The 25,878-nt window shown below is 66.5% G+C and carries 21 protein-coding genes; 14 read left to right on the forward strand and 7 right to left on the reverse strand.

Annotation, left to right across the window (positions count from 1 at the left end):
- Positions 1-76 precede the first annotated feature (76 nt).
- Complete coding sequence (locus E4P29_RS08205; RefSeq protein WP_209205334.1) at positions 77-304, forward strand: DUF3107 domain-containing protein; 228 nt, start codon at positions 77-79, stop codon at positions 302-304.
- 86 nt (positions 305-390) lie between these two features.
- Here the strand turns inward: E4P29_RS08205 and E4P29_RS08210 are convergent, their stop codons facing one another.
- Positions 391-1,044: a TetR/AcrR family transcriptional regulator gene (locus E4P29_RS08210; protein WP_027496534.1), complete on the reverse strand. Its 654-nt coding sequence runs from the start codon at positions 1,042-1,044 to the stop codon at positions 391-393.
- Between the two features lie 301 nt (positions 1,045-1,345).
- On the opposite strand from E4P29_RS08210, the gene E4P29_RS08215 reads away from it, so the two are divergent.
- The 3 genes from E4P29_RS08215 to E4P29_RS08225 all read left to right on the forward strand — a co-directional run bounded on the left by E4P29_RS08215 (position 1,346) and on the right by E4P29_RS08225 (position 4,588).
- Positions 1,346-2,422 carry a DUF3152 domain-containing protein gene (locus E4P29_RS08215; RefSeq protein ID WP_135043719.1) on the forward strand — a complete coding sequence of 359 codons (1,077 nt, stop codon included), beginning with the start codon at positions 1,346-1,348 and terminating at the stop codon, positions 2,420-2,422.
- 76 nt (positions 2,423-2,498) lie between these two features.
- Entirely contained in the window at positions 2,499-3,665 is a 1,167-nt protein-coding gene (gene moeZ, locus E4P29_RS08220; protein WP_135043722.1) for an adenylyltransferase/sulfurtransferase MoeZ, read from the forward strand.
- A 68-nt stretch (positions 3,666-3,733) separates the two neighbouring features.
- A complete protein-coding gene (locus E4P29_RS08225) occupies positions 3,734-4,588 on the forward strand; it encodes a TIGR02569 family protein (protein WP_027496537.1) in 855 nt (284 codons plus the stop codon).
- Here E4P29_RS08225 and E4P29_RS08230 read toward each other — a convergent pair.
- Entirely contained in the window at positions 4,578-5,270 is a 693-nt protein-coding gene (locus tag E4P29_RS08230) for an FCD domain-containing protein (RefSeq protein WP_135043725.1), read from the reverse strand. The genes E4P29_RS08225 and E4P29_RS08230 overlap by 11 nt on opposite strands.
- Before the next feature lie 98 nt (positions 5,271-5,368).
- Between E4P29_RS08230 and E4P29_RS08235 the strand changes: the two genes are divergently transcribed.
- From E4P29_RS08235 to E4P29_RS08260, 6 genes are all read left to right on the forward strand, one after another.
- The gene (locus tag E4P29_RS08235; protein ID WP_245154220.1) at positions 5,369-6,610 is read left to right on the forward strand and encodes an MFS transporter; all 1,242 of its coding nucleotides are present in this window, start codon (positions 5,369-5,371) and stop codon (positions 6,608-6,610) included.
- A 224-nt stretch (positions 6,611-6,834) separates the two neighbouring features.
- On the forward strand, positions 6,835-8,238 hold the full coding sequence (locus E4P29_RS08240; protein ID WP_135044193.1) for a nitrate/nitrite transporter: 1,404 nt from the start codon (positions 6,835-6,837) through the stop codon (positions 8,236-8,238).
- Between the two features lie 61 nt (positions 8,239-8,299).
- The gene (gene nirB, locus E4P29_RS08245) at positions 8,300-10,795 is read left to right on the forward strand and encodes a nitrite reductase large subunit NirB (protein ID WP_135043731.1); all 2,496 of its coding nucleotides are present in this window, start codon (positions 8,300-8,302) and stop codon (positions 10,793-10,795) included.
- Between the two features lie 128 nt (positions 10,796-10,923).
- On the forward strand, positions 10,924-11,301 hold the full coding sequence (gene nirD, locus E4P29_RS08250; RefSeq protein WP_027496542.1) for a nitrite reductase small subunit NirD: 378 nt from the start codon (positions 10,924-10,926) through the stop codon (positions 11,299-11,301).
- Positions 11,302-11,321: 20 nt separating this feature from the next.
- A complete protein-coding gene (locus E4P29_RS08255; protein WP_135044196.1) occupies positions 11,322-12,503 on the forward strand; it encodes a uroporphyrinogen-III synthase in 1,182 nt (393 codons plus the stop codon).
- Entirely contained in the window at positions 12,500-13,234 is a 735-nt protein-coding gene (locus tag E4P29_RS08260; protein ID WP_135043734.1) for a sirohydrochlorin chelatase, read from the forward strand. The genes E4P29_RS08255 and E4P29_RS08260 overlap by 4 nt, the downstream gene beginning before the upstream one ends.
- Here the strand turns inward: E4P29_RS08260 and E4P29_RS08265 are convergent.
- From E4P29_RS08265 to E4P29_RS08280, 4 genes are read right to left on the reverse strand one after another with little or no spacing between them, the layout of a single operon-like run.
- Entirely contained in the window at positions 13,191-14,972 is a 1,782-nt protein-coding gene (locus E4P29_RS08265; protein WP_280634533.1) for an NTP transferase domain-containing protein, read from the reverse strand. The two genes, E4P29_RS08260 and E4P29_RS08265, sit on opposite strands and share 44 nt — an antisense overlap.
- Positions 14,973-14,985: 13 nt before the next feature.
- Complete coding sequence (locus tag E4P29_RS08270) at positions 14,986-15,432, reverse strand: PaaI family thioesterase (protein WP_245154221.1); 447 nt, start codon at positions 15,430-15,432, stop codon at positions 14,986-14,988.
- Complete coding sequence (locus E4P29_RS08275) at positions 15,429-15,770, reverse strand: MGMT family protein (RefSeq protein ID WP_135043737.1); 342 nt, start codon at positions 15,768-15,770, stop codon at positions 15,429-15,431. The genes E4P29_RS08270 and E4P29_RS08275 overlap by 4 nt, the downstream gene beginning before the upstream one ends.
- Positions 15,771-16,547: an alpha/beta hydrolase gene (locus E4P29_RS08280; protein ID WP_135043739.1), complete on the reverse strand. Its 777-nt coding sequence runs from the start codon at positions 16,545-16,547 to the stop codon at positions 15,771-15,773.
- Positions 16,548-16,668: 121 nt separating this feature from the next.
- On the opposite strand from E4P29_RS08280, the gene E4P29_RS08285 reads away from it, so the two are divergent.
- Entirely contained in the window at positions 16,669-19,986 is a 3,318-nt protein-coding gene (locus E4P29_RS08285; RefSeq protein ID WP_245154222.1) for an ATP-dependent DNA helicase, read from the forward strand.
- Entirely contained in the window at positions 19,983-23,390 is a 3,408-nt protein-coding gene (locus E4P29_RS08290; RefSeq protein ID WP_135043744.1) for an ATP-dependent DNA helicase, read from the forward strand. The genes E4P29_RS08285 and E4P29_RS08290 overlap by 4 nt, the downstream gene beginning before the upstream one ends.
- Here the strand turns inward: E4P29_RS08290 and E4P29_RS08295 are convergent.
- The gene (locus E4P29_RS08295; RefSeq protein ID WP_135043747.1) at positions 23,353-23,739 is read right to left on the reverse strand and encodes a hypothetical protein; all 387 of its coding nucleotides are present in this window, start codon (positions 23,737-23,739) and stop codon (positions 23,353-23,355) included. The genes E4P29_RS08290 and E4P29_RS08295 overlap by 38 nt on opposite strands.
- A 139-nt stretch (positions 23,740-23,878) precedes the next feature.
- Between E4P29_RS08295 and E4P29_RS08300 the strand changes: the two genes are divergently transcribed.
- Both E4P29_RS08300 and nudC read left to right on the forward strand, forming a co-directional pair.
- Positions 23,879-24,946, forward strand: coding sequence for a potassium channel family protein (locus E4P29_RS08300; protein ID WP_027496550.1), 1,068 nt, complete (start codon positions 23,879-23,881; stop codon positions 24,944-24,946).
- A 23-nt stretch (positions 24,947-24,969) separates the two neighbouring features.
- Positions 24,970-25,872: an NAD(+) diphosphatase gene (gene nudC / locus E4P29_RS08305; protein WP_135043750.1), complete on the forward strand. Its 903-nt coding sequence runs from the start codon at positions 24,970-24,972 to the stop codon at positions 25,870-25,872.
- The last annotated feature ends 6 nt before the right edge of the window (positions 25,873-25,878 follow it).

Below are 25,878 nucleotides of genomic sequence, written 5' to 3' on the forward strand. Positions count from 1 at the left end.
TGGAAGCGGCTGCGGCACGCGGGCTGCACTAGCCTGGCGAGAACAGCGTCAGTTGTCGAGAGTTCGGAGGTTGACCGTGGAGGTCAAGATCGGTGTGTCGGAGAGTTCCCGTGAACTCGTCGTGAACAGTGCGCAGTCCCCGGCCGAGGTCGAAGCGCTGGTGTCGACCGCCTTCGCAGGTAAGGACGGAGTGCTGTCGTTGGAGGACGAGAAGGGACGCAAGTTCTTGATCCAGGCCGCCAAGGTGTCGTACGTCGAGATCGGCCCGTCCGATCCTCGCAAGGTCGGGTTCGCAACCACCTGACACGGCCGGTAACCACACACGCCCCTCGTTCTACTCGAACGAGGGGCGTGTGGCGTATGTGGGCAGGTAAGCCCGTCCGGCTGGTGTTACGGAGACTGCAACGGAACGTGCGACAGACCGCCCCAGGCCAGTGAGACCGTGGTGTCGACGGCGTCTTCCTTCGAGATCGGCCGGTCTGCTTCGAGCCAGTAGCGCGCGGTGAACTGGCTGGCACCGACGAGGCCGACGGCCAGCACTCGTGCCCGGTACGGATCGAGTCCGGAATCGTGAGCGACCAAGTCGAAGACTGCGTCGACGCAGGCTTCGGTGGCCTGCTCGACGCGGGCGTTGACCTGAGGGTCACCCATCAGATCCGACTCGAAGACCAGACGGAAACCCTGGGTGTCGGTGTCGACGAAATCGTAGAACGCCAGAACCGCCGCGCGGACGCGTTGCTTGTTGTCCGTCGTCGAACGCAGAGCCTGACGAACCCCGGCGATGAGGGTGTCGACGTAGCTCTGGAGTACCGCCAGGTACAGCTCGAGTTTGCCGGGGAAGTGCTGGTAGAGAACCGGTTTGCTGACGCCCGCGCATTCGGCGATCTCGTCCATTCCCGACGCGTGATAGCCGCGGGTCACGAAAATTTCGCTCGCGGCAGCCAGCAGTTGCGCCCGACGGGCATCACGCGGCAGCCTGGCGCTGCGGCGGTTGCCGGTGGTGGCCGGACGGTCGGAGGACCTCCGGTCGTCGAGATCTGTCATCAATTATGTTCCCATCCGCGTCGACAGCTGCGCTCGTCTTGGTTCGACAACGTGCGGTCCGGCGTGAACTTTCGGCGGGTGGCCTACGGTTCGGACCGCTCGTAGCGCAGATCACGCGCAACGATACTCGTGGCCGCCGGCACCGCTGGGATCCTGGGGGATCCTTGTCGGAAAGGGGCGTTGTCGAATCACATCGGATGGTTTGTTTGTACAGTGTTTGCCGTACCGAGAGCCCGATAGATCCGTCCCCGGCATCGGCGTGCCGAGCGGCGAGCGAGCAGGATTGTGAGATCGTGATCGAGTGACTGACCGAGGCGGGCCGCGAATTCGCGGCGGTGTGCAGTCCGGCGACCTCGACGGCGGGTTCGACGAGCGGTCGGACGGTCTTCCACGCGGCGTGGGCGGTCGCGGGTCGCATCAGCCCTTGCGGGCGCAGTGGGACCCGACGCAGCGCGAGGTCAAGGACCGCAGTCGCCGTCCCGAGCGTGACGTGCGCAAACAGACCAAGCTGGGAAAGTTCGCCGCCACCTACGGTTGGCGGGCGTACGCGGTACCGATTCTGATCGCCGTCACCGCGCTGGTGGTCGTCGACGCCGTGCGAGCCGGAGACCCGGTCGTCGGCACCGCCTCACAGGGCACCTCGCAGGACCCGGGTTTCGGAACGCTGAGCTCCGATACGTCCGGAACCGGCATCATCGGGGTCCCGCCGCAGGCCGACGGCAATTTCGCGGAAACGATCTCCTCGGGTGAGTTGCCCGACGGCGGGCCGTTCGCGGTGCAGGGGGCAGGAACCTGGCACACCGTCGCCGGTACCACCGAGCAGGTCGGCCAGGGAACCGAGCGGGTGTTCACCTACACCGTCGAGGTCGAGGACGGTGTGGACACCGTCGGTTTCGGCGGCGACGAGTCGTTCGGCCGTCTGGTGGATCAGACATTGGCCAACCCCAAGAGCTGGACCAACGACCCCCGTTTCGCATTCCGGCGTATCGACCAGGGCGATCCGGATTTTCGGATCTCCTTGACCTCGCAGATGTCCATCCGGCAGGCGTGTGGATACGACATCCAACTCGAGGTGTCCTGCTACAACCCCGGCATCGAGCGGGTCGTGCTGAACGAACCCCGATGGGTGCGCGGCGCGATCTCTTACCAGGGAGACATCGGTTCGTACCGTCAGTATCAGATCAACCACGAGGTCGGGCACGCCATCGGCTACCAGCAGCATCAGCCGTGCGAAACCGACGGCGGTCTGGCGCCGGTGATGATGCAGCAGACGTTCGGAACGGCCAACGACGACATCGCGCGGCTCGACCCCGAGGGAGTCGTGCCCATGGATGGCAAGACCTGCCGCTTCAACCCGTGGCCCTATCCACGCGGGTGAGCAGTAGCGGATTAGATTCGAAGGCGGCGAACGCAGTTCCGCGGTCGCCCCGTCGAGTCGAGGAGCGTCGCTGAGCGTGGTCCACCTACCGCCACTGGTCGAAGCCACCGGTGAACTGACCTCCGAGGAGGTTGCCAGGTACAGCCGTCACCTGATCATTCCGGACGTCGGAACGGACGGCCAGAAGCGGTTGCGGAACGCCCGCGTGCTCGTGGTCGGTGCCGGCGGATTGGGTTCGCCTGCGCTGCTGTACCTCGCGGCCGCCGGAATCGGAACTCTGGGCATCGTGGAATTCGACGACGTGGAGCTGTCCAACCTCCAGCGTCAAGTCATCCATGGGCGGTCCGACGTCGGACGGCCGAAGGCCGACAGCGCGCGGGACTCGATCCTCGAACTCAACGACGGTGTGACCGTGGTGCTGCACAGGGTCCGTCTCGACTCGTCCAACGCGATAGATCTGTTCGCCGATTACGATCTCGTTCTCGACGGCACCGACAACTTCGCCACCCGATATCTCGTGAACGACGCGGCCGCGCTGGTCGGTATCCCGTACGTGTGGGGTTCGATCTACCGGTTCGAGGGGCAGGTCTCGGTGTTCTGGGATGCAGCTCCCGGCGGCGTCGGGATCAACTATCGCGATCTGTACCCCGAGGCTCCGCCGCCGGGAATGGTGCCCTCCTGCGCCGAGGGCGGCGTCTTGGGAGTGCTCTGCGCCTCGATCGGATCGGTCATGGTGACCGAAGCCATCAAGTTGATCACCGGAATCGGCGAGACGCTGCTGGGGCGGCTGATGATCTACGACGCGTTGGCCATGAGTTACCGAACCGTCGGACTGGCCCGTGATCCGCACCGAACTCCGATCACGGAACTGATCGACTACGACGCCTTCTGCGGGGTGGTGCCGGCCGTCGAATCCAACGATGCATCGATCAGCCCCGAGCAGCTACGGGCGATGTTGGACTCCGGACGCGAGGTCGCCTTGATCGACGTGCGTGAGCCGGTGGAGTGGGACATCGTTCGCATCGAGGGCGCTCGGCTGATACCGCGCGGGCGAATTCTGTCCGGGGCGGCGTTGGCCGAACTGCCACAGCAGGTACCGATCGTCCTGTACTGCAAAACCGGCATCAGGTCCGCGGAGGTTCTCGACGCTCTCGTCGGTGCCGGTTTCAGCGACGCAACCCACCTCGACGGCGGAATCGTGGAGTGGGCCAGGCAGATCGAGCCAGGCTTACCCATCTACTGACGTGGTGGCTGGGCCGCATGCGCGCGTCGTCCGCAGAGCTCTGCCCGATCGGCGGTACCGTGGCATTCGTGAGCTCTGTCGAACCTCCTCAGCACGTGATCTCTACGTTCGGGCTGCGCGATGTCGAGCCTGCGCCACTGGGTGCGGACTGGGACGGAGGGTGGCGTCTGGGTGACGTCGTGCTCTCGCCCGTCGCCGATCATGCTCGCGCAGCCTGGTCTGCGAAGGTGCGAGAAACACTGACTGTGGACGGTGTTCGCCTCGCTCGACCGGTGCGCTCGACCGATGGTCGATACGTCGTGTCCGGTTGGCGTGCAGATACGTTCGTCGCGGGCGAACCCGAGCCTCGCCACGACGAAGTGGTCTCGTTGTCCATGCGGTTGCACGCAGCGACCGCGCAGTTGGAACGCCCCCGGTTCTTGGTGCAGCCACCCGTCGCCCCGTGGGCCGACGTCGACGTGTTCGTTGCGGCCGACCGGGCTGCCTGGGAGGCCGTTCCGCTACGGACCGCTCGCGGTGCGGGTGCGCCCGAGCCGTCGTCGAGTGACGGCAAGAGCAGCCTAGAATTGGTCAAACAGCTTGCGACACTGCGTAAGCCCGTCGAATCGCCGGATCAATTGGTACACGGCGACCTGTTCGGGACGGTGTTGTTCTCCGGCAGCGATGCCCCGGGGATCAGCGACATCACCCCGTACTGGCGGCCGGCATCGTGGGCCGCGGGCGTCGCTGTGGTGGACGCGCTGTCGTGGGGAGACGCCGATGACGGTTTGGTCGGACGGTGGGACGATCTACCGGAATGGCCGCAGATGCTGTTGCGCGCGTTGATGTTTCGTCTGGCTGTGCACGCACTTCATCCGCGGTCGACGTCGGAGGCATTTCCCGGCCTAGCCCGCACGGCAGATCTGGTGCGTCTCATTCTGTAGGTTCGGGCGCGCGGCCCAGAGGGGCCGAGAGTTCGCGGAACAGCGACCGGGCGGAGGCTATTGCCCGGGCCGAATCGCCGTCGACGATCGCGTCGACGAGGGCTGTGTGTTCGGTGACGTAGTCGTCGTCGTGGGCAGTGGCGTGTTCTCTGATCGTCTCGTGGATCACCGGTAGCAACGAGTCGTAGAACTCCAGGTAGATCGCGTTGTGGCTGGCGGCGACGATGCTGCGATGCAGGCGCGCGTCGATGCGTACGGCGTCGGCCAACGGCACGTCGCCGCTCGACCAGGCGACATTGCGGTGCTCGAGGGCGTCTTTCATCTCCTGGATGTCGTGCTCGTCGCGTCGATCCGCAGCCAATGCTGCTGCGGTGACCTCGAGAGTTTCCCGGAGTTCGGTGACGTCGCGATAACGTGCGTCCGAGAAGTATTTGCCCAGGGTGCCGCCGAGGTCCGAGCAGGTCATGACGAACGTTCCCGACCCCTGTCGTCGCTCGACCATGCCGGCGTGTACGAGCGCCTGAACGGCCTCGCGAACCGTGTTTCGCCCGGTGCCGGTCATCTCGCACAGCTCCGGTTCGGTGGGGATTCTGCTGCCGACCGGCCATCGTTGCGACGTGATCTCGTCGCGCAGGGCAGCAGTGACCTGGGTGATCAGGCTCGATCGGTGGACCTGGCGCACGGAGGCTCCTCGTTCAGGGGGCGGTGCAGTGCTCGGGGTGCTGCGCCGACGATGATACTGCGTTGCACCCGATGATCCGGTCATCCTATGATTACGCGGTGAGTGCGCCTACCGTTTCCGAGACCACCCAGACCGGTACTTCACTCGTTCGCGGCCGCCTACTGGTGTTTGCCGCCATCGTTCTCTCTGCGCTGACGCTGCGCGCTGCCGTGACGTCCATCAGCCCTCTGTTCGGCAGGATCGCAACGGATCTGCACTTCGGGGATGCCGTGATCGGCGTCGTCGGGATGCTGCCGCCGGCGATGTTCGCGGTGTTCGGATTGGCGACACCGTTTCTCGCCAAGCGCACCGGTCTCGAGCGCGCGGCCCTGCTCGCCATGGCGTTGACCACGATCGGGATGGCCACCCGGGCGTTCGCGCCCAACACGGCGTCGTTGCTGGCACTGTCCGCGATCGCACTCGCAGGCATGGGCATCGGAAACGTCGTCATCCCACCTCTGGTCAAGCGATACTTCTCGGATCGACTGGCAGTGGTCAGCACCATCTACATCTGCGTACTCCAGATCAGCACCATGATTCCGCCCCTGCTCGCAGTTCCGGTCGCCGACGCCCACGGGTGGCGGCTCTCCATCGGAGTCTGGGCAGTCGTCGGTGTCGCCGCAGCACTGCCGTGGCTCGGTGTCGTGATCGCCCGACGCGGTCGCGACGAGAAGGACGTCTCGGCCGAGGCCGGTTCGGCTGCCGTCCACACCCGGTCCGGCGGCCGAATCCACCGATCCTCGCTCGCGTGGGGAATGGTGATGATGTTCGCGATGACGTCGCTGATCACGTATTCGATGTTGACCTGGCTGCCGACGCTGTTGATCGACTCGGGTATCGGCGAGGGTCTGGCCGGAGCCTCGGTCGCCGCGTTCGGTGCGATGGGGCTGGTCACGTCACTGGCCACACCGACCCTCTGCGCGAAATTGCGTAATCCGTTCGGACTCGTCCTGGTCGCCGCGGTGTGCTACCTCTGTGGGTTCTCCGGCTTGCACTTCTCGCCTGCCTCCGGAACGGTGATCTGGGTGTGCCTGATCGGTCTCGGCACGATGACCTTCCCGATGTCGCTGACTCTGATCAATCTCAGGACCCGCACCGCGGTGGGCTCATCCTCACTCTCGGGTTTCACCCAGGGGTTGGGCTACGTGGTGTCGGCGACCGGCCCGATTCTGTTCGGCTTCCTGCACACCGCGTCCGGCGGTTGGGGACTGCCGCTGACGCTGCTCACCGGATGCGTTGTGATTCTGCTGGTCGGCGGCTACCTGTGCTGTCGACCTCGGATGCTCGAAGACTCCTGGTGACCCGGCCCGTGGACGCGTTCGATCTCACGTGCTCGTCGACGAGCGGGTGAGACCGAGTTAATCAACGGGTCACCGCAGGCAGCGCCGCTGCAACATGGCTTTCCTATCTTGGTTTCACTCACCAAACCAGGAGGCCATACGTGACCAGCCTTTCTCGCAGCGCTTCAGCCGATACCGGCTCTGCTGCCACCAGCCCCGTTCCGCCCGGAACCGTTCCCGTCTCGGTGAATCACCGGATTGCGCACTGGAATTCCGAGGATGTGCAGGCGTGGGAAGGCGGCGGTAAGCAGATCGCCAAGCGAAACCTGATCTGGTCGGTCGTCGCCGAACACGTCGGCTTCTCGATCTGGTCGATCTGGTCGGTGATGGTGCTGTTCATGCCGTTGTCGGTCTACGGCATCGATGCGGCGGGCAAGTTCTTCCTGGTGGCCGTCCCCACCCTCGTCGGTGCGGTCCTGCGCATTCCGTACACGTTCGCCACGGCAAAATTCGGCGGGCGCAACTGGACCATCTTCAGCGCACTGGTGCTGTTGATCCCCACGCTGATGACGATGTACTTCATGCTGAACCCGGCCTCGTACACCACGTACATCGTCGTGGCGGCCTTCGCCGGAGTGGGCGGCGGAAACTTCGCCTCGTCGATGACGAACATCAACGCCTTCTATCCGCAGCGCGAAAAGGGTTGGGCCCTCGGACTCAACGCCGGCGGCGGCAACATCGGCGTACCCGTCATCCAGCTCATCGGTCTGCTGGTCATCGCCACCATCGGCAACACCGCGCCCGAAATCGTCTGCGCCGTGTACCTGGTGTTCATCGCGATCGCCGCCGTCGGGGCCGCGCTGTACATGGACAACCTCGACAACCAGAAGACCAACGGCCGCTCCATGATCGACGTGTTGAAGTTCTCCGACGCATGGTGGATCGCCTTCCTCTACATCGGCACGTTCGGATCCTTCATCGGATTCAGCTTCGCGTTCGGGCAGGTACTCCAGATCAACTTCCTCGCGGGACTGACCGACGGGGCACCCGCCACGGCGGCTCAGCAGGCCCAGGCCTCGCTGCACGCTGCACAGATCGCGTTCCTCGGGCCACTGCTGGGATCGCTGTCGCGACCCTTCGGCGGCAAGCTCGCCGACAAGATCGGCGGCGGGAAGATCACTCTGTACACCTTCGTGGCCATGACCTTCTCCACCGGGATTCTGGTAGCGGCCAGCACCTGGGACGACTCGACGCCCGGGGCGGCCAGCGGCACTGTGATGGTCCTTTTCGTCATCGGATTCATCGCACTCTTCTTGCTCTCGGGCCTCGGCAACGGGTCGGTGTACAAGATGATCCCTGCGATCTTCGCCGCGAAATCGGTTGCACTGCAGGGTATGACGGTCGAGGAGCAGCAGCACTGGTCTCGCAAGATGTCCGGCGCGCTGATCGGAATCGCGGGTGCCATCGGCGCACTCGGTGGCGTCGCCATCAACCTGGTGCTGCGGGCTTCGTACTCGGGTAGTGCGAAGTCGGCAACCACCGCCTTCTGGGTGTTCCTGGGCTTCTACGTGGTCTGCGCGATCGTCACGTGGGCGGTCTACCTGCGCAGAACCAACTCTGCCGACGCCGACGCACCGGTAGCCGTCTGACGCCCCAGCGCAGGCGCACTCGAAACACTCCGCACGGCAACGAAAATCGGAAGGACCCGCAATGAAGAACGCGGTAGTGGTAGGGCACGGAATGGTAGGGCACAGGTTCGTCGAAGCGCTGCGGGCGCGCGACGAGGCAGCCGAGTGGAAGATCACGATCCTGTGCGAGGAGGCTCTGCCGGCGTACGACCGGGTGGGTCTGTCGTCTTACGTCGGTGCCTGGGACCACAAGGAACTCGCGTTGGCGGGCAACGACTACCCGGGTGACGCCCTCGTCGAGATGCGTACCGGCGTGCGCGCCGAACGTGTCGACCGCGGCGGCCGAACCGTCGTCACCTCGGCCGGCGACACCGTGGACTACGACGCGCTGGTCCTCGCCACCGGTTCCTATCCGTTCGTTCCGCCGATCGCCGGACACGACCTGCCCGCGTGCTTCGTCTACCGCACCCTCGACGACCTCGACAGGATCCGCGCGCGTGCCGACGCCGCTGGACCGGGAGCCGTGGGCGTGGTCGTCGGCGGCGGCCTGCTCGGCCTCGAAGCGGCAAACGCGTTGAAGAAGATGGGCATGACGCCGCACGTCATCGAGTTCGCGCCGCGGTTGATGCCGCTCCAGGTGGACGAGGGCGGCGGTGCGCTACTGGCCCGCCTCGTCACTGACCTCGGATTGAACGTGCATGTGGGAGTGGGCACGTCGTCGATCACCGAGAACGACAGTGCCGGATTGACGGTCGAGCTGAGCAACGGCGACACGATCGACGCGGCCCTGCTGGTGTTCTCCGCCGGGGTACGACCGCAGGATCGGCTGGCTCGCGAAAGTGGCCTCGACGTCGGCGAGCGTGGCGGTATCTTGGTCGACATCGGCTGCACTACATCCGATCCCAACGTCTACGCCATCGGCGAATGTGCTGCGGTCGAAGGCCGATGCTACGGACTCGTCGCGCCCGGATACTCGACGGCCGAGGTGGTGGCCGACCGATTGCTCGGCGGCGCAGCGGAATTCCCCGGAGCGGACATGTCGACCAAGCTCAAGCTCATGGGCGTCGATGTGGCGAGCTTCGGTGACGCGATGGCCGCAACTCCGGGTGCGCTCGAGGTGGTCTTCAGCGACGCGCCCAAGGGCACGTACGCCAAGCTCGTCGTCACCGACGACGCCAAGACGTTGCTCGGCGGCATCCTCGTCGGCGACGCATCGGCGTACTCGTTGCTACGGCCGCTCGTCGGACGCGAATTGCCGGGCGATCCGGGTTCGTTGATCTCTCCGGCGGCCGAGCAGGTCGGCATCGGAGCGCTTCCCGACGACGCCGAGATCTGCTCGTGCAACGGTGTGACGAAGGGTGCGATCTGCTCGGCCATCTCCGACGGTGCGTGCGATCTGGCCGCGGTGAAGAGCTGCACCACGGCAGGCACCACCTGTGGAGGATGCTTGCCGTCGATCAAATCGCTGCTGGCGGCATCGGGGGTGGTGCTGTCGAAGTCGTTGTGTGAGCATTTCTCTCAGTCGAGGGCCGAGCTGTTCGAGATCGTGCGGGCGACGAACACCCGAACTTTCTCGTCGTTGATCGCCAAGTACGGATCGGGTGCCGGCTGCGACATCTGCAAGCCCGTCGTGGCCTCGATTCTCGCGTCCACCTCGTCGGATCACATTCTCGACGGTGAACTGGCGTCGTTGCAGGACACCAACGACCACTTCCTGGCCAACATTCAGAAGAACGGCACCTATTCGGTGGTGCCGCGGATGCCGGGAGGCGAGTGCACGCCCGAGCAGTTGATCGTCATCGGTGAGGTCGCTCGCGATTTCGGGTTGTACACCAAGGTGACCGGCGGACAACGCATCGACATGTTCGGTGCCCGCGTCGAACAGCTCCCCGAAATCTGGAAGCGGCTCGTCGACGCAGGCATGGAATCGGGTCAGGCGTACGGAAAGTCGCTACGTACGGTCAAGAGCTGCGTCGGGTCCAGCTGGTGCCGCTACGGTGTCCAGGACTCGGTGGGAATGGCCGTCGACCTCGAGAACCGGTACCGCGGACTGCGCTCGCCGCACAAGATCAAGTTCGGAGTGTCGGGCTGCGCACGTGAATGCGCCGAAGCCCGCGGCAAGGACGTCGGCATCATCGCGACCGAAGGCGGCTGGAATCTCTACGTCGGCGGCAACGGTGGACAGTCGCCCAAGCACGCCCAGTTGCTCGCGTCCAACCTCGACGACGCCACACTCGTCAGCTACATCGACCGCTATCTGATGTTCTACGTCCGCACCGCGGACCGCCTGCAACGCACCGCACCGTGGCTGGAATCGCTCGATGGGGGATTGGACCACCTCAAAGCTGTCGTCTGCGAGGACAGCCTGGGCATCGGCGCAGAACTCGAGGCAGACATGGCACGCCACGTCGCCGGCTACAAGGACGAATGGGCAGGGGTGCTCGAGGACGAGGAGAAGCTCGGCCGGTTCGTGTCCTTCGTCAACGCTCCGGCCGAGGCCGATCCGACCATCGCGTTCGACGAGTCCGGCGCACGCAAGGTGCCAGTGCTGATGGGGATGCCGCGCATCGGCGCGTGACGTGCTCGAGTGACGAGTTCCTGACAACCGACAGGTCATGAACCTGAGCGCATGTGCACAGGTGGGTAATCGCCGCTTAACGGCCAAGTAACACGGGCAGCGTGAAATAGCTGACCAGGAGGTACGCCATGACTGTCATCGATTCACATACTTCGGTACCGAACGATCTTTCGCGAGACTGGACCCCGGCCTGCACCCTCGACGCTCTCATCCCGGGCCGCGGGGTGGCGGTGCTGCTGCGCGGCGGCACCCAGGCGGCACTGTTCTTGCTCGACGACGGACGACTGTTCGCCGTGGGCAACATCGATCCCTACGGCCGGGCCGCAGTGATGTCGCGTGGTCTGGTCGGCGACCGCGGCGGCGAGCCCACGGTCGCGTCGCCGCTGCTCAAGCAGGTCTTCTCTCTCGTCGACGGACGCTGCCTCGACGACGCGGAGGTGTCACTCGGCTCGTTCGAGGTCGCCACGGTCGAGGGTGTCGTGCTCGTCCGTGGTGGATCTACGTGACCGAAAACGCCGGGGCGGACATGCCTCTGGCCGGGTTCACCGTCGGGGTGACGGCGTCGCGTCGCGCAGAGGAGTTCGCGACCTTGCTCGAGCGGCGTGGGGCCACCGTGATGCACGCGCCTGCGATCAGGATCATCCCGCTCGCCGACGACGCAGAGTTGGAACGCGTCACCGCGGCGATCATCGCTGCGCCACCCGAGATCACCGTCGCCACCACGGGAATCGGTTTTCGTGGCTGGATCGAGGCCGCCGACGGTTGGGGGCGAGCCGAGGAACTCGGCCGCGCTCTCGGAGCGTCGCGGCTGTTGGCACGCGGTCCCAAGGCCACCGGTGCCATTCGAGCAGCGGATCTGCGCGAGGAATGGTCACCTGCCTCCGAGTCGTCCGCCGAGGTGCTCGAACATCTGCTCGCCGAGGGCGTCGAGGGCAAGCGCATAGCGGTCCAACTGCACGGCGCGACCACCGAATGGGAGCCGGTTCCGGATTTCTGCGAGGTACTGCGCTGCGCCGGAGCCGAAGTGGTGCCGGTGCCCGTATACCGCTGGACGGCTCCCGACGATCAGGGTCCGATGGATCGCATGATCGAGTCGGTCGTCGTCGGCGATCTCGACGCCATCAGCTTCACCTCGGCACCGGCGGTCGCGTCGATGCTGATGCGTGCCGACGAGAACGGCGTACTCGAGCCTCTGCTGCAGTCGCTGCGTTCGCGGGTGCTTCCGGTGTGCGTCGGACCGGTCACTGCAGCCCCGCTCGAACAGTTGTCGGTTGCCACCACTGCGCCTGCTCGTGCGCGGCTCGGTGCGCTCGCCCGTCACATCGCCGAGGAGCTGCCCAGGAGAACCGGTCGCCTGCACGCAGGCGGGCACGTGGTCAGTGTTCGGGGTCGGTGTGTGGTGGTCGACGGGGAGGTGCGGCCCGTGTCCCCGGCCGGGATGGCACTGATGAAGACGCTGAGTCGTAATCCGGGGCGCGTGGTCTCCCGTGAGGACCTGTTGGCCTCGCTGCCCGGAGGGGGTGGGGACACCCATGCGGTGGAGACGGCCATGACCCGACTCCGCTCGTCACTCGGGGCACCCAAGGCGATCCAGACCGTGGTCAAACGCGGCTATCGTATCGCGTTGGACTATATCGAGACCGAATCCGATTGCGATGCAAGCGAACCCGCGGGGACGGTTGCCGTGAGTGAGGGGAGCAAGTACTGATGGAACCCACCCTGGTGTTGGTTGCACACGGCACCCGAAACCCGCGCGGTGTGGAGATGGTCGCCGCGCTCGCCGACGCCGTCTCGAAGCAGATCGGTACCACGCGTGTCGCCTTCGTCGACGTGCTGGGACCGTCCCCGTCCGAGGTGCTGCGCGACACTCCGGAATCGGCGGTCGTCGTTCCGGCTTTTCTGGCATCGGGCTATCACGTCCATACCGACGTACCGCGTGAGATCGCGGACAGTGCGCACTCGTCGGTCGCCGTCACCCGTGCTCTCGGGCCGGACGCGGTGCTCGCGCGAGTGATGGTCGATCGGCTCCGGGACGCCGGCTGGCGAGCCGGCCAGAGCATCGTGCTCGCGGCCGCAGGATCATCCGATCCTCGTGCGCTGCAAGAACATCGGATTGCAGCAGCCATGCTCGCGGACGCGGCTCGAGCACCGGTGAAGATCGGATATGTGGCCACCAGCACGCCGACCGTCGCGCAGGCGGTGTCCGGACTGCGGGAAGCCGGGCACGATCGAGTGTTCGTGGCGAGCTATCTGCTGGCTCGTGGGCTCTTCCACAATCGGTTGGCCGACGTGGGAGCCGACGGTGTCGGTGCGCCGCTCGGTGTGCATCCCGCCATCGTCGATCTCGTCGTCGAGCGGTACCACGAGGGTGTTCGGCTGCTGGCCGGTTCGGAATTCAATACGGCAACGGAAGAATTGTCACCGGCTCGTCGGCGCTGACATCGGCGGGTATCACGGCGAGAGCATCACGGCCGACGAGGTGCGCCAGATGAGCTGTTCTGACCTTGGTGTCGGCTCGCCAGCGGGTACCGTCGGCCACCACGGGAACGATTCGAGCGACCGGGGCTCGAACCTCGGAAGCGTTGGACAACAACCCCGTTCGTGGTGACCGCGGAATGCGAGCGGTGAGCGCGTCGACGATCGCCGGTGCGGTGAGCAGCGCCGTGCTCACGGCCGCGAGCGGATTGCCGGGGAGGCCCAGGACAACCGTGCCCGCGGGTAGGGTCGCGGTGATCTGGGATCCGCCGGGACGCACGCGCACTCGCCCGACCACGGTCTCGGCACCGAGGGCTGCGAGCGTGGAGCGTAGCTGATCGGCGGCGCCTCCTCCGGTGGCTCCGACCACGACCACGAGGTCGATGTTCTCGGTACTCCCCAACAGGTCAGCGAATGCGGTCGCCGTGTCGTCGAGCAGCAGCGCGTCCACGACGGCGATTCCACAGTGCGCCAAATACTCCGGCAGCGCCGATCCGAGTACATCCCTGGTCTCACCGGGTGCCAGCGGACCTGATACCCGAATCTCGTTTCCGCTGATCACAATTCGTGCGCGAACCGGCCCCCGCACGTCGAGTTCGGTCAGCTCCGCGCTTGCGGCGAGTGACCGAACAGCAGCGTCGATGGCTGTACCCGCGGCAACCAACTCCGTTCCGGGAAGCCAGTCCTCACCGCGGCGACGCGTGTCGTCGGTCGCCGTCGCCGTCGGTGCGCGTTCCACGACCCCGTCCGGCGTGGTGATTGCGTGTTCGTCGCGAACGACCGCAGTGGCACCGGGAGGAAGCGCTGCGCCGGTCGCGATGCGTACCGCGCTGCCGTCGGCGAGTCGGGCGATGCCGGACGTCCCGGCGTAGGCGATATCGGGCCTCAGCGTCCACGGCGGGGGTCCGCTCACGGCAAATCCGTCCATCGCGGAGATGTCGACCGCGGGCAGCGCCGTTGCCGCCACCAACGGTTGCGCGAGCACGGTCCCTGCCGTGTCCTGCAACGGAATTCGATGAACCGGGAGGGCGGCTACTCGCTGTCGAATTCGTTCGTGGGCGGCGTCGATGTCGAGTACATCCTCCGATCTCGACGCGGCTGCGGCGCGCGCGGCAACCAGATCGGCAGGGGTATCGCAGTCCTCGATATCGGCCACCGTGACGATGCGGTGCTCGTTCGGGACGAGTGCGCGCATCGGGGCGCCCTCGACGGTATCGAGCGCCGCCACCGCCGAGCGCAGCGCGCTGTAGCGCCAGACTCCGAGCAGGAACTGGGTGCGGCCGGTGGCGTCGGCCGCGAACACTGCGTCGGTCTCGATGCGGTCGACGTGACCGATCAGTGACTGCACCGCAGAAGCGTTCAGCAGCGGTATATCCGACGCCACGACCGCCACCAGATCGGCTGTGCCGTCGAGTAATTCGAGTCCCGCGGCCAGAGCTGCCACCGGGCCGCCGCCGGCGGGGGACTCCCGGGTCTGCACCACCGAACCCGATACGGCGTCGCGGGTGGGTCCCACCAGCACTGTTCGGCGACAGCCCGAGACGGCCGCCACCGCAATGTCGACCAGTCGTCGTCCGCCGACCGTGAGCGCGGGCTTGTCGACCTCCGCGGATGGTGAGCCGGCGAGGCCTGCCATTCGCGAGCCGCGACCACCCGCGAGCACGATGGCGTCGCAGATCGGGTCGGTCGACGAGCCGCTCACCGGTGCGGTCCCATCACGTCGGCAGCGGCACGTTCTGCAGTCGAACCTGGCCGCGTGCGATGGTCTTACCGCTGTCGGTCGCGGTGATCGTGACCAGCCACAGTTGCTGAACGCGGCCTTGCTGCAACGGTTCCGCGAGGACATCCACCCGACCACCTTTGCTGGCGCGCAGGAAATCGGTTCCGTTGTGCACTCCGACCGCGAACTCACCGCGGTCCTTGACCGCCTCACTCGCACCGATGCTCGCGGCGCTTTCCACAGCGCTGGTGTAGACCCCACCGTGCACGACGCCCCAGGGCGTGAAATGTTCCTCGGTCAACTCGATGTGCCCCGCTACCCGTGTGCCCGAGACCTCGTCGATCACCAGGCCGGCTGCGGCGACGAAAGTGCTCGCCTTGGACAGGGCGAACTTCGACGTAGGGCGTGGATCGAACTGCCCGAGCCGATCTCCGATGTTCATCCTTCGAGATTAGTGGTCGACGTCGGCGGCTGGGGGAGCGCCCCGAAGTCGAAGCGAACGGATTTCAGCGACACTCGCCCGTCGCGGATTTCGAGACCTTCTCCGCGTAGCTTCTCGAGTTGTCTCGTCGCGAGATGCGCCGCAGGCTTTCCGCTGGCACCCAGGACACGATGCCACGGCAGATCGGCGGAGTCGGTCCGCATGATCCACCCGACGATGCGGGGGCTGGACAGGTCGGCCGCCGCCGCGATGTCCCCGTAGGTGGCAACGGACCCGACGGGAATCGACGCGACCAACGCGCGCACCCGCTCCACCTGCGCCTCGGTGATCGGAGCCATCTACAGCAGGGATCGCACCAGCTCGGCCACGTCGGCCGGCTTGGCCTGGCCGACCATATGATCGCAGTCCAGTTCGACGGTGCGCAGGTTCTCACCGAGCTTGTCTCGGAGCGCGGACACGAATTCTTCGGTCACATAAGGAGGTTCGACGCGCATGGCCCGCACCACGATGGTCGGGACGCTCTCGGCGGGCACCACGATCGGACGAGCGAGCTCGCCCCACGTCGCAACGATGGCCGGAATCGACATTCGCCACGCGACCTTCCCGCCGTCGGCGGGGATCAGGTGATCGGCGACCTCGCGGTCGAGCAACTCGGTGGGCACGTCCGCCCATGCGCCGTGAATCTTCTCCGAACGCGCCTCGTCGGCGTCGGTGTAATCGGGGGACTTGGCAGTGGCCTCGGCGACCTCGAGCAGTTCCTCCGGCGGCAAGGCAATCGCAGGATCGAGCAGCACCAGCGCGCGCACCACCTCGGGGAACCGCTGTGCGAGATGTACGGCCAACGCGCCGCCGTACGAGTGACCGAGAACCAGCACCGGACCGCGCGCATGGGCGTCGAGCACGGCCTTCAGCGCGGTGACCTGAGCGTCGATGTCCCACGGTGGAACGGATGGAGAATGGCCGTGGCCGATCAGATCGGGAGCCAGGATGCGGGCCTCGGGCAGGTGATTCTCGGCGAGGTCCCACCAACGGGCACCGTGGCCGGTCACACCGTGAACGGCGAGGATTTCGGGACCGTCTGCGGGTCCGAACGTATGCAGATTCAACTCGGGCACGTGAACCACTATGCCGCATCGAAGGCCCCCGTTCCGAAATGGACGGGTCGGCTGCCGCCTGCGGGGTCACCGGATCGGGGCATGGCCCTTCGTGTCGGTGGGTCGTGATTGCATGTCCCGCATGAGCACGGACGGCAGACACGGCGCGACGGTCACCCTCGTCCGTGCACCGAGGGTGGCGCAGCCGGCCCGCCGGTGGACCGATTCCGCTGCCCGGTTGCTGGCGTGGATTCCAGATTCGGCGGCGGAGGCCGCTCAGGGCGCTCCTCGATGGAACCCCTGGCAGGTGCTCGGCGGGCCCGGCTCGGGAAAGACAGCGCTCGTGGCGGACTACGCAGTCTCCCGAATCGTGTCCGGCGATCCGGAATCGGTCCTGGTCCTCACCCAGTCGAAGCGTGCGTCCATCACGCTCCGCGAGCAGATCACCGCCGGTCTGTTCAGCGGCGATCACGCGCTGCGCGCCACGCGCGAACCGCTGGTACGCACGGTGCACTCGTATGCGTTCGCGGTACTCAGGTTGCAGGCCTCCCTCTACGGCAATCCGCCTCCTCGACTGCTGACCGGTGCCGAGCAGGACGCGGTGGTCCGCGAGATGCTGCGGGGCGACATCGAGGACGGAGCAATCGACTGGCCGGATCGATTGCGCCCGGCTCTCGGTACCGCAGGATTCGTCACCGCGGTGCGAGACATGATGCTCCGATCCGCCGAACGCGGAATCGGACCCGAAGATCTGGTCAAGCTCGGCCGCACGCACGGCAGACCCGAATGGATCGCCGTCGGCAAGTTCGCGGCTCGATACGAACAAGCCATGTTGTTGCGCGGCGCAGTCGGTGTCGAGGCCGCAGGGGCCACGGCACCGGGCCTCGACGCGGCCGAGCTCATCGGCAGCGCACTGATGGCGTTCGCCACCGACCCGGATCTGCTGCGCAGTGAGCGCGCCCGCATCCGGCACCTCGTCGTCGACGATGCTCAGCACCTGGATCCGCAAGCTGCGCAGCTGATTCGGCTGATCGGCACCGATACCGAATCGACTGTGATCGCCGGGGACCCCGATCAATCCGTCTTCACGTTCCGTGGAGCGGATCCCACGTTCGTGGCCGATCTGCTCGACGCGGACTCGCCTCGACGGGTGGCACTGACGCGGAACTTTCGATCGGTGCCTGCGGTGGCGGAACTGACCGACATCGTGGCAGGGCGACTGCCCGGGCTCGGTCGGCACCGTAGTCCCGAACCGGTGGCCACAGCTCGGTTCGGCGAACCGGAGGCGCGGGTACACGTCGTGTCGTCGCCTGCCAAAGAAGCCGCGATCATCTCCGACGCCATGCGACGCGCGCACCTGATCGACGGAATGCCCTGGTCCGAGATGGCAATCGTCGTGCGGTCGGTCCCGCGCACCGTCGCGCCGCTGCGTCGCGCTCTGCACGCGGCCGGTGTCCCCATGATCACCCCGGCGTCGGAGTTGCCGTTGCATCGCCAGCACGGAGCGGTGGGCTTGCTGCTGGTGCTGCGGGCGATCTCCGACCCGTCGTTCGACGGAGAAGATGCGCTGGCTCTGCTTTCCGGCCCGATCGGGGGTGCCGATCCGGTGGGTCTGCGGCGGCTGCGCCGCGGTGTCCGCAGACTCGAACTGGCCTCGGGCGGCGAGCGCGATTCGGCCGAGCTGCTCAGAGTCGTTCTCACCGGCGAGACGCGAGACAAGTTCGGGTGGATCACTGGTCTGTCGGACGTGGAAGCGGCACCGCTGCGACGAGCACTGAGCGTCGTTCGTAAGGCGCGAGCGGTGGCTCGAGAAGGCCGCGGAGTCGAGGACGTGCTGTGGGCTGCGTGGCAGGCGTCAGGACTCGAGCGGCGTTGGTCCGCCGCGTCCGCGTGGGGTGGATCCGCAGGTGCTCAAGCCGATCGAGACCTCGACGCGGTGGTCGCACTCTTCGACGCCGCGGCGGCCTACGTCGACAGGCTGCCGCGTGCGCAGCTTGGCGGATTTCTCGATTACATTGCGCAGCAACAGATTCCTACCTCGAGCTCGAACCGTTCGACCGCGCCGGCCGATGCGGTGACGCTTCTCAGCGCGCACTCGGCAGCCGGTCGCGAATGGGAACTGGTGGCGGTCGCCGGGGTTCAGGAGGGGCTGTGGCCGGGTCTGCGAGCGCGCGGCAGCCTCCTCGGAACCGACACCCTCGTCGATCTGGTGTCCGGCAAGGTCGACGCGGCTGCGGCCCTCGACGGACGACTGTCGAAGGCTGCACCGCTACTCGCCGAGGAACGCAAGCTCTTCCTCGTGGCGTGCAGTCGCGCGCGCTCCACTCTGATCGTCACCGCCGTGGACTCGAGCACGGGCGATACCGATCTGGTCCGCTCCCGATTCGTCGACGAACTCCGGGGAGTCGACGGCGACGCAGATGCCGTCCCGCTGCCCGAAGGTTCCGAGCCGCCGACCCCGCACCGGGTATTGGCATTACCCATGTTGGTCGCGGAGCTTCGCGGGGTCGTCTGCGATCCCGTTGTCGCCGAACATGATCCGGACAAGCGAGCACGCGCCGCGCGGCACCTGGCCACACTCGCCGAGGCCGGCGTCCGAGGCGCACATCCCGACGAGTGGTTCGGGATTGCGGGCCTCAGCACCAGCGAGCCCCTGTGGCACCTCGGCGATGGGCCGGTCCCGCTCTCGCCATCGACGGTGGAACAGCTCACCACCTGTCCGCTGCGCTGGATGCTCGAACGTCACGGAGGAAACGACGGCACCAACACTCACGCCGTCACCGGAACTCTCGTGCACACTCTGGTGCAGGCGGTGGCAGGCCGGATCCCACCGGACCAGCTCAGGCGGGCACTCGAGACGGCGTGGGATGCAGTCGATCTCGGATCGCAGTGGTTCTCGCGTCACGAGCTCGATCGAACCGGGGCGATGCTCGACACGTTCGAGAATTGGCTGCAGGGCACCCGAGGCGAGCTCACCGAGGCGGGCGTCGAGGTGCAGGTCGACGGCATTCTGGCCGCCCGATCCGAGGACGAGCCTGCGGTCGCCCTGCGTGGCCGGATCGATCGGCTCGAACACGATCCGGACGGCCGCCCGGTCGTGATCGACGTCAAGACGGCCAAAACGGTGATGTCCAAGGAAGACGCGCGCAACCACCATCAATTGGCCACTTATCAGGTCGCCGCTGCCGCGGGTGCGATCGAGGGAGAGCCCGCGGGCGAACCCGGGGGTGCCCGGTTGGTGTTCGTGGCCAAACCGCACAACAAGGACGGCGCGACGCAGCGGATCCAGGAGGTGCCGACACCGGAGAAGCTCGAGGAATGGCGAGACACCGTCTACCGGGCGGCCTCGGCGACGCAGGGTCCCGTCTTCGAAGCCAGAGTCAACGACGGGTGCAGACATTGCCCCGTCAAATCCAGCTGCCCGGCGCATGAGACAGGACGGCAGGTGACCGAGCAGTGACCGCCTCGGCGACGCGCACCGCAACCGCGCGGGTCTCACCCGTCGAACTGTCCCGAGCCCTCGGGCAGAAGCACCCACCCACGGACGAGCAGGCGGCCGTGATCGCCGCCCCACCTGGTCCGACACTCGTGGTGGCAGGCGCAGGTGCCGGAAAGACCGAGACGATGGCCGCCCGAGTGGTGTGGATGGTGGCCAACGGGTTCGTCGATCCGGATCAGGTACTCGGACTGACGTTCACCCGAAAGGCCGCGCAGCAGTTGACGTCCCGAATCCGCGCTCGGCTGGCCCGGCTCGCCGGGTCGGATCTGGTGCGCGCGCTGGATCCGAGCCTGGCGCTGCGCGAACGGATTCTCGCGGCCGAGCCGGAGGTGAGCACCTACCACTCGTATGCCGGGCGACTGCTCACCGAGCACGGCCTGTTGCTGCCCATCGAGCCCTCCGCGACGCTGCTGTCGGAGACCGAACTGTGGCAGCTCGCGCATCGTGTGGTCAGCACCTGGGACGGCGATCTCGACACCGACCGAAGTCCCACCTCGGTGACCGAGGCCGTACTCGCCCTCTCCGGTCAGCTGGCCGAACATCTGGTGGAACCCGACCAGCTGCGCGAGGCGCATGTGGAACTCGAGAAACTGGTGCACACACTCGGCCCCGGTCCACGTCAACGTGGCGGGCCGACCAAGGAGCTGCTCAACATCCTCGATGCCCAACATCAACGAATCGCGTTACTGCCCTTGGTGGAACGGCTCGCGCAGACGCTTCGGCACGAAGGGGCACTGGATTTCGGTTCGCAGATGTCGATGGCGGCCCGGGTCGCGGCCGAACACCGCGAAGTGGGAATCGCAGAGCGGCAACGTTTTCGGCTCGTTCTGCTCGACGAATACCAGGACACCGGTCATGCCCAGCGGGTGCTGCTGTCCTCACTGTTCGGATCCGGTAGCGATGCCACCCTGGCGCTGACAGCCGTGGGCGATCCGATGCAGTCGATCTACGGGTGGCGAGGGGCGTCGGCGGCGAACCTGCCGCGGTTCGCCACCGATTTCCCGCAGGCGGATGGCACTCCCGCACCGCGGCTCGAACTCCTCACCAGTTGGCGCAACCCGCCCGAGGCACTCGCTCTCGCCAATCTGATCACCGACCCCCTACGCCGCGTCGGTGTACCGGTGCCGACCCTGCGGGCCCGGCCGGGCGCGGTGCCCGGCGATGTACGGCTGGCCGTCACCGACACCGTCCTCGACGAACGGGAATGGATCGCCGACCGAATCGCCGAGCACTACCGCGCCGCCCTCGAACTGGACCGGCCACCGCCCAGTGCCGCGGTACTCGTGCGACGCAACGCCGATGCCGAGCCGATCGCCGAGGTGCTGCGTAGCCGTGGCCTACCCGTCGAGGTGGTCGGGCTCGGCGGATTGCTGCATGTGCCGGAGGTCGCCGACATCATCGCGATGCTGCGTCTGGTTGCCGATCCGACTGCAGGCAGCTCGGCCATGCGCATCCTCACGGGCTCCCGGTGGCAGATCGGTGCCGCCGATCTCCGGGCGCTCGCTCAGCGCGCCAAGGAACTCGAGATTCGGGGCGGCTACGGCACCGCGGGCCGCGTCGACGACCCACAGGCGCTCGACGCCGCGCTCGAAAGTGCCCTGCCGGGGGAACAATCGGAGCAGGCCGGTCTGGCCGACGCCATCGCCGATCCAGGTTCGGCCGAACGATATTCGGAGGCCGGGCACCGACGCATCACTGCGCTCGCCGGGGAACTACATCTGTTGCGCGACCGAATCGGGCAGCCGGTGACGGAACTGGTCGCCGACATCGAACGGATCATGGGCATCGGCGTCGAAGCGCAGGCGCGGACACCGTTCGGTGTCGATGGTGCGGTCGGGCGCGAGCATCTCGACGAATTCGCCCATGTGGTGGCCGATTACGCCGACAACCCAACGGCCACGGTCACCGGATTCCTGTCGTTCCTTGCGGCCGCGGAGACTGTCGAGGACGGGTTGGCTCCGGGCGAGGTCGAGGTCGCCCCGCATCGAGTACAGGTGCTGACGGTGCATTCGGCGAAGGGCCTCGAATGGGAGGTCGTAGCCGTACCACACGTGGCGACCGGGGTGTTCCCGTCCTCGAACGCCTCGTCGACCTGGCTCGGGGCGATGGCCGAACTGCCGCCGTCGCTACGCGGTGACCGCGCTCTCGACGGTGAAGGTTCCGAGGGGGTACCGGTACTCGAGCTCGAGGACCTCTACAACCGAAAGGACCTCGAGGACGCCGTCAAGCGGCACAAGGATGCACTCGCTCGGCGTCGGCTCGCGGAGGATCGTCGACTGTTCTACGTTGCACTCACCAGAACCGAACGGGTGCTGCTGGTCTCGGCACATCAGTGGGACGAGACGTCCACGAAGCCCCGTGGCCCGTCCGAGTTTCTCGACGAGCTCCACCGGTACACCTCGACGGCCGAGGACACCGTTGCGGTGGTCGAGCAGTGGGCACCGGCCCCCGAAGCCGGAGCCGTCAACCCGTTGGGGGCAGAGCCGCATACGGCATCCTGGCCGCGAGATCCGCTCGGGCCGAGGCGAGGCGCGATCGAGAGTGGTGCGGCCGAGGTTCTGCGGGCCTTGGCCGACGGGGCCGGCTCCCAACATGATTCGGACGAAGACGAGGACGAGGACGACCCGGAGAAGTGGGGCTTCGACGTCCGGACCTTGCTGGCCGAGCGCTCGGCGCGGGCCGTTGCCGGGGTCGATGTCGCACTACCCGAGAACCTGTCGGTGACTCAGCTGGTCGACTTGGCGGCAGATCCGGATGCGCTCGCCTCGCGACTGCGCCGGCCACTTCCGTTTCCCCCGAATCCGTTGGCGCGCCGGGGAACAGCGTTTCACGCGTGGATCGAGCGCCGGTTCGGCGCGACCCGCCTGCTCGATCTCGACGAACTGCCGGGCTCGGCCGATACCGGTGCTTCTGCCGATGTGGACCTGGACACTCTTCAGCGGGCGTTCGAGGCCTCCGATTGGGCTCTGCGCAGCCCGGTGGAGGTAGAGGTGCCGTTCGAGACGTCGGTGGCAGGAACAGTGCTGCGCGGTCGGATCGACGCGGTGTTCGCCGACCCGGACGGCGGCTGGACCGTCGTCGACTGGAAGACCGGAGCCGAACCGTCGGCGTCCGAGCAGCAGGCGGTGGCGATGCAGCTGGCGGCGTACCGGCTGGCGTGGGCGGAGTTGATGTCCGTCGGTCGTGCCGAGCCGGTACCGCTCGATCGCGTCCGTGCGGCGTTCCACTACGTCCGCAGCGGCCGTACCATCTCGCCCGAAAAGCTGCCTGACGCAACAGCTTTGGCGGCGCTGCTCGAAGGTCGATCCGTCGTGGACGACATCGGCACTACGGAGCCAGTCGACGAGCTTTCAGAGCCTCGGTGACCAGTGGAATCTGCAGGGGGAGACGAGCGATCATGGCGGCCTTCAAGGCCGGTGACGTCTTGGAGCTGCGTACGTACTTCCATGCGAGGTTGATGTTGGCGGGGAAGACTGCGACGAACAGGCCCGCTGCCAACGCACCGCCCACTCGACGGGTGCGGGGTGCGGCCAACGTGGCAGCAACAGCGAGCTCGGCCACTCCCGATGCCTGGGTGTACGTCCGCGCCGAACCGGGCAGGGCGGTCGGTACCTGCGCATCGAAGAATTGGGGCGTGACGAAATGGAGTACTCCGGCGCCGGCGAGCAATCCCGCGAGACGCAGCGCTGCGGCCTGACTCGGTCTCTGTGTCATGCACACACCGTGCCACACGGTGCGGCATCCGCCCATCCGGTCCGCTCGATGCGGTCGGTTGTCGACGCGGAAGCGCGGCATGGGGTTACGCTGCGTGCCGTGAATGATCTCGACTTCGGTGAGCACCTCGGTGGGCGACGTGGGAGGTAGGTTGCGCACGCGCCTGGGGGACAGCGGCGCGTTGACCGACAAGCCCGATTTCGCGCTGGTAGGTGTGCTGCGGGTTCCGGAAATCGAATCCAGCCCGTGGAGCGCGATCTACAAGCGGGTTCTTATGGCGTTGGGAATTCTCTTTCTCGCGGCGTTCGTCGTCTACCTCGATCGCGACGGCTACAGCGACAATCAGAACGGCGAGCTGTCGTTTCTCGACGCGTTCTACTACGCGACGGTGTCGCTGTCGACCACCGGATACGGTGACATCGCGCCGATGAGCCCGTCTGCGCGGCTGGTCAACATTCTGGTCATCACCCCCCTACGAGTCCTGTTCCTCATTCTGTTGGTCGGCACCACGCTGTCGGTTCTCACCGAGCGGTCTCGGCAGGCATTCAAAATTCAGCGATGGAGACGCAGCGTGCGCAATCACACCGTGGTCATCGGTTTCGGCACCAAGGGCCGAACCGCAGTCGACGCGATGCTCGGCGACGGAGTCTCGGCCTCGGACATCGTCGTGGTCGACACGGATCAGACCGTGCTCGACGCGGCCTCGGCGATGGGTCTGGTCACCGTCCACGGCTCGGCCACCAAATCCGATGTGCTTCGGCTCACGGGCGCTCAACATGCCGCGGCGATCATCGTGGCGACCAACCGCGACGACACGGCAGTCCTGGTGACGCTGACGGCCAGGGAGATCGCCCCGAAGGCCAAGATCGTCGCGGCCATCCGCGAGGCAGAGAACACGCACCTGGTCCGCCAGTCCGGCGCAGACTCGGTCGTCGTCTCGTCCGAGACAGCGGGACGGCTGCTCGGTATCGCCACGTCCACTCCGTCGGTCGTGGAGATGATCGAAGATCTTCTCACCCCGGAGGCAGGCTTCGCTGTCGCAGAGCGAGAGGTGGAGCGGGACGAGGTGGGCGGTTCACCGCGTCATCTGGCCGACATCGTGTTGGGAGTGGTCCGGGGCGGCAAGCTGTTCCGGGTCGGATCACCCGAGGTCGACGCGATCGAGGCAACCGACCGACTGCTGTACATCCGTCGCGTGGCCGACTGAGCAGGCCCAGTAGGGTCGTGAGCGTGCCGAATTTTCAGCTCGTCCATCCACCTCGACTGTCTCGATCACCGCTCGACCGGGCCGAGGAATTGCGCCGCGACACAGCGGCACTGGCCGCCGGTTGGCCCACTGCTCGCGTACTCGACGTGGACGGTCGCGGCAGATTCGCAGTAGACGAGGGTGGTCTGGTCTTCGTCGACGCCGCAGACGTGGCCACGGAACCGACCGAGGACGTGGTCTTCCTCGGAATTCATGGCGACCGGCACCTGTGGACCCGACGCGTCGAACTACTTCAGGGCACGCTGGGAGACCTGCGAACCGACGGTGAGCGCCTCGACAGTGTGTCGCTGTCGATGGTCACCGGGGCTCTGGCCATCCTCAATTGGCACGCCAGTGCGCGGTTCAGCTCGCTCGACGGCGCTCCGTCCGTTCCGTCGGCCGCAGGCTGGTCGCGGACCAGCACGTCCTCGGGTCACGAAGAATTTCCGCGCACCGATCCCGCGGTGATCTGCCTGGTTCACGACGGCGCGAATCGAGTGCTGTTGGCGCGCGCACCGATGTGGCCCGAACGTCGATTCTCGGTGCTGGCGGGATTCGTCGAGGCCGGCGAATCGCTTGAGACCTGCGTCGCGCGAGAGATCAAGGAAGAAGTGGGGCTGGACGTCTCCGGCATCGAATACCTGGGCAGTCAGCCGTGGCCGTTTCCGCGTTCGGTGATGATCGGCTTCTCGGCCGTCGCCGACCCGGATCAGCCGCTCGCGTTCCAGGACGGTGAGATCGCCGAGGCGCACTGGTTCGAGCGGACCGAGGTCGTCGCCGCCCTCGAACTGGGCGACTGGGGATCGGACTCGACGTCTCGATTGCTGCTTCCCGGGTCCATCTCTATCGCCCGCGGAATGCTCGAGGCGTGGGCAGCGACGACCTGACGCCCG

This window comes from Rhodococcus sp. 1R11 (genome assembly GCF_004563845.1).
Classification (GTDB): Bacteria; Actinomycetota; Actinomycetes; order Mycobacteriales; family Mycobacteriaceae; genus Rhodococcoides.